The sequence below is a fragment of the Brevundimonas sp. genome (assembly GCF_036677305.1).
GTDB lineage: Bacteria > Pseudomonadota > Alphaproteobacteria > Caulobacterales > Caulobacteraceae > Brevundimonas.
The window spans coordinates 1-3857 of sequence record NZ_JAKFEB010000082.1; the positions used below are offsets into that span (position 1 = coordinate 1).

5 protein-coding genes are annotated in these 3857 nt (G+C 69.4%); 3 read left to right on the forward strand and 2 right to left on the reverse strand.

Annotated features, from left to right (window positions below; all coding sequences use genetic code 11):
• Together V6M42_RS04660 and V6M42_RS04665 are read left to right on the forward strand one after the other, a co-directional pair.
• Nucleotides 1-123: hypothetical protein (locus V6M42_RS04660; RefSeq protein WP_332677486.1), on the forward strand; the 123-nt coding region annotated here is incomplete at its 5' end.
• 28 nt (nucleotides 124-151) lie between these two features.
• Nucleotides 152-772 carry a glutathione S-transferase family protein gene (locus V6M42_RS04665; RefSeq protein WP_332677477.1) on the forward strand — a complete coding sequence of 207 codons (621 nt, stop codon included), beginning with the start codon at nucleotides 152-154 and terminating at the stop codon, nucleotides 770-772.
• Here V6M42_RS04665 and V6M42_RS04670 read toward each other — a convergent pair.
• Nucleotides 769-1446 (reverse strand): NUDIX hydrolase, encoded by a 678-nt coding sequence (locus V6M42_RS04670; RefSeq protein WP_332677480.1) that lies wholly within the window; start codon nucleotides 1444-1446, stop codon nucleotides 769-771. The genes V6M42_RS04665 and V6M42_RS04670 overlap by 4 nt on opposite strands.
• Before the next feature lie 88 nt (nucleotides 1447-1534).
• Here V6M42_RS04670 and V6M42_RS04675 point away from each other — a divergent pair, with 88 nt between their 5' ends.
• Nucleotides 1535-1906: a glyoxalase superfamily protein gene (locus V6M42_RS04675; RefSeq protein ID WP_332677482.1), complete on the forward strand. Its 372-nt coding sequence runs from the start codon at nucleotides 1535-1537 to the stop codon at nucleotides 1904-1906.
• 168 nt (nucleotides 1907-2074) lie between these two features.
• Here the strand turns inward: V6M42_RS04675 and rnr are convergent.
• Nucleotides 2075-3857: ribonuclease R (rnr, locus tag V6M42_RS04680; RefSeq protein ID WP_332677484.1), on the reverse strand; the 1783-nt coding region annotated here is incomplete at its 5' end.

Sequence of the window (3857 nt, forward strand, 5' to 3'; positions counted from 1 at the left end):
CTGATGCCCGAGCGGCGCGAGGAGGTGCTGGGTCTGGTGTGGAAGGGGCTGTTCGCCGGTTTTCTGGCCACGCTGATGACCGCGGCCATTGTCGGCGCGATGCCCGCCGCCATATTCCGCTGACGCCCAGCCCTCCGGTGAGGATCGCACCATGAAGCTCTACACCTCGCACCGCGCCCCCAATCCCCGCCGGGTGCGCTGGGTCATGGCCGAGAAGGGCATCGAGGACGTCGAGCTGGTCGAGATCGACATCATGGTCGGCGAGCACAAGACGCCGGACTATCGCTCGCGGGTGGGCGTGCCTCACGTGCCGGCGCTGGAATTGGACGACGGCACGACGATTTCGGAGTCGATCGCCATCGGCCGCTATCTCGAGGCCCTGTACCCGGAGCCCAACCTGTTCGGCGTCGATGCGCGCGAGCAGGCGGTGATCGAGATGTGGACCCGCCGCTGCGAATTCTATCTCGCCAATCCGCTGATGCTGACGGTGCGTCACTCGCACCCGGCGCTGACGGCGCTGGAGGCGGCGCAGGTTCCGCAGGTCGCGGAACACAACCGGGTCGGGGCCGAGAAATTCATGAAGACCCTGGACCGGCGTCTGGCCGACCATGAGTTCCTGGCCGAGGACCGGTTCACCATCGCGGACATCGTCGGCGTTGTCGGTCTGGATTTCGCGAGGCTGATCAAATACCGGCCGCCCGAGGAGCTGGCCCATCTGGCGCGCTGGCTGGAGACCTGCCGGGTGCGGCCGGGGGCGAAGGCCGGGGCCTAGTCCTGATGCTCGACCACATGCCGGCCGCGCACCATGCGGACGAAGGGCAGGGGGCGGGTCGGGTTGGCCAGCCGCTCTGACACCTCGCCCAGCACGAAGCGGGTGATGGCGGGCAGGTCGACGGCGCGGGCCTCGTCGAGCGGCAACCAGGCGATTTCGTCCAGTTCGCCCGAGCCGGCGGTGGGCTCGGGGTGCAGCAGCGCCCTGGCGTCGGCCATGAAGAAGCGGGCGTCGAAGCGGCGGGTGCGGCCGGGGGGCGTGATGGCGCGGGCGACGTAGGACAGGGCGGCGAGATCGGGCAGGGCGCCGAAGGCGCGGAACTCGCGCCAGGGTCCGGCGACCGAGGCGACGGGCGCGGGTTCGGCCAGCAGCAGACCGGTCTCCTCGAAGGTCTCCCGCACGGCGGTCAGGGCCAGGGCGCGGGCGCGTCGGGCGGGCGTTTCACGCACCAGCCGGGCCATTTCCTGGCCGGACAGTTCGGTGGCCGAGGCGGCCGTGAAGTCGGATCGGTCGATACGTCCGCCGGGGAAGACCCATTTCGCGGCCATGAAGACGTGGCCGGGCGCGCGCCGTACCATCAGCACCTCGGGCGCGCCCTTGCGGACCCGGGTCAGGATCAGGGTGGCGGCGTCCTTCGGGCGCCGGGCCCCGCCGACGCGCGGGGCGTCGCGCACATCCTGGTCGCCGTCAAAGATCTCTGGTGTTCGCACCGGGGCGGCATAGCATGACGATCGGACGCGGTCGTCAGCGAGGACGCGAACGATGAAACTCACCGCCGAACCCCAGCTGTTCGTCGCCGACATGCAGGCGGCGCTGCAGCACTATACCGACAACCTCGGCTTCAGCGTCGCCTTCGTCTGGGGCGAGCCGCCGTTCTACGCCCAGGTCGTCAGGGACGGCGCGAAGCTGAACCTGCGCAATATCGACGGTCCGGTGTTTTCCGACGCCTTGCGGAAGGCCGAAGGGGAGGTTCTCTCCGCCACCGTGACCACCGACGACATCGAAGGCCTGTACGCCGAGATCGCCGACATGGGCGTCGCCTTCCATCAGGCCCTGCGGACCGAGCCATGGGGCGCGCGGACCTTCATCGTCGCCGATCCGTCGGGGAACCTGATCCTGTTCGCGGGCGCCTGACGGGCGCTGTCGCGCCGCACTGAACTCCGTGCATCCCGGCGAAAGCCGGGACCCAGTTCTGTCCAGCCTGGCGCAGGCGCTTCAGGCCGATGTTCGCCGCCCAATCCACTCTGCTGATCACCCAAAGCACTGGGTCCCGGCTTTCGCCGGGATGATCGGAGATATGGGTTACCGCCGCTTGCCCTTGCGCACGCCCTTCAACCCGCCGGAAGGCCGGCCGCCCTTGGGCGGCTTGGGTCCGCCGGGACGGCCGCCGCCGCGTTTGGGGAAGTCGCCGCCGCCGCGGCCGCGCGCTCCGAGTCGGGGCGCGGGCGCATTGGGATCGCGCGGGGCCGGCTCGGACAGCATCTCGAACACCAGACCGCCGGTGATGGGCGTGGCCTCCTTCAGCCGGACCTCGACGGTGCGGCCTAGGGTCCAGCGCTGGCCCGAGCGTTCGCCGATCAGGGCGTGCTGTTTCTCGTCGTGGGTGAAGTATTCGCCGCCGAGCGACGAGACCGGCACCAGACCGTCGGCGCCGGTTTCCTCCAGCCGGACGAACAGGCCGAACCGGGTCACGCCGGTGATGCGGCCGCCGAAGGTCGCGCCGACCCGCTCCTGCAGGAAGGCGGCCATGTAGCGGTCCATGGCGGCGCGCTCGGCGGCCATGGAGCGGCGTTCGGTCATGGTCACCTGTTCGGCGATGGCGGGCAGCTCCGCGACCTCGCGGTCGGTCAGCCCGTCCTTGCCGAGGCCCAGCGCGCGGATCAGGCCGCGGTGGACGATCAGGTCGGAATAGCGCCGGATCGGCGAGGTGAAGTGGGCGTAGCGGTCCAGGTTGAGGCCGAAGTGGCCGACGTTCTCGGCCGAATAGATGGCCTGCATCTGGGTGCGCAGGACCACCTCGTTGACGACCTCGGCGTGGTCGCCGCCGCGCGTCTCGTCCAGCAGCTTGTTGAACCGCTTGGTCGTAGCGGGCTCGCCCTTGGTCCATGGCTTGCCGATGGTCTGGAGGAAGTCGCCGAGGTTGAACAGCTTCTCCTGGCTGGGGGCGTCGTGGACGCGGTACAGCAGGGGCGTCTTCTTCTGCTCCAGCGTCTCGGCGGCGCAGACGTTGGCCTGGATCATCATCTCCTCGATCAGCCGGTGGGCCTCGAGGCTGACGCGGGGCTCGATCGAGATGATCTGGCCCTCGGCGTTCATGCGGATGCGGCGTTCCGGGCTTTCGATGGCCAGAGGGCTGCGCTTGAGACGGCCCTTCAGCATGGTCCGGTAGGCGTTCCACAGCGGATAAAGGATGGCCTCCATGATCGGGCCGGTCGTGTCGTCGGTCTGGCCGTCGATGGCCGCCTGGGCCTGTTCGTAGGACAGCTTGGCCTGCGACCGCATCAGGCCGCGGACGAATTTGTGTCCCGTCTTCCTGCCGTCCTTGTCGAAGACCATGCGCACGGCCATGCAGGCGCGGTTCTCGCCTTCCTTGAGGCTGCACAGGCCGTTGGACAGGCGCTCGGGCAGCATCGGTTCGACCCGGTCGGGGAAGTAGGTCGAGTTGCCCTTCTCGCGGGCTTCCCGATCCAACGCGCTGCCGGGCCGGACGTAGGCGGCGACATCGGCGATGGCGACCCAGACGACCCAGCCGTCGGGGTTCTTCGGATCGTCGTCGCGCATGGCGTAGACGGCGTCGTCGTGGTCGCGGGCGTCGGCCGGGTCGATGGTGATCAGCGGCAGGTCGCGCAGGTCCTCGCGGCCCTTCAGCGAGGGCAGCTCCTGATCCTCGGCCTCCTTCTCGACGGCTTCCGAGAAGCCCATCGGGACGTTGTGGGCGGCGATGGCGATCAGGGAAGCGGCCCGGGCGTCGCCCTCGTGGCCGATCTTCTCGAGGATCTTGCCGCGTTTGGGTCCGTAGCGCTGGTCGCCCTTCTCGATGGCGGCCAGGACCAGATCGCCGTCGCGCAGGCCCTCGGCCTGGGCG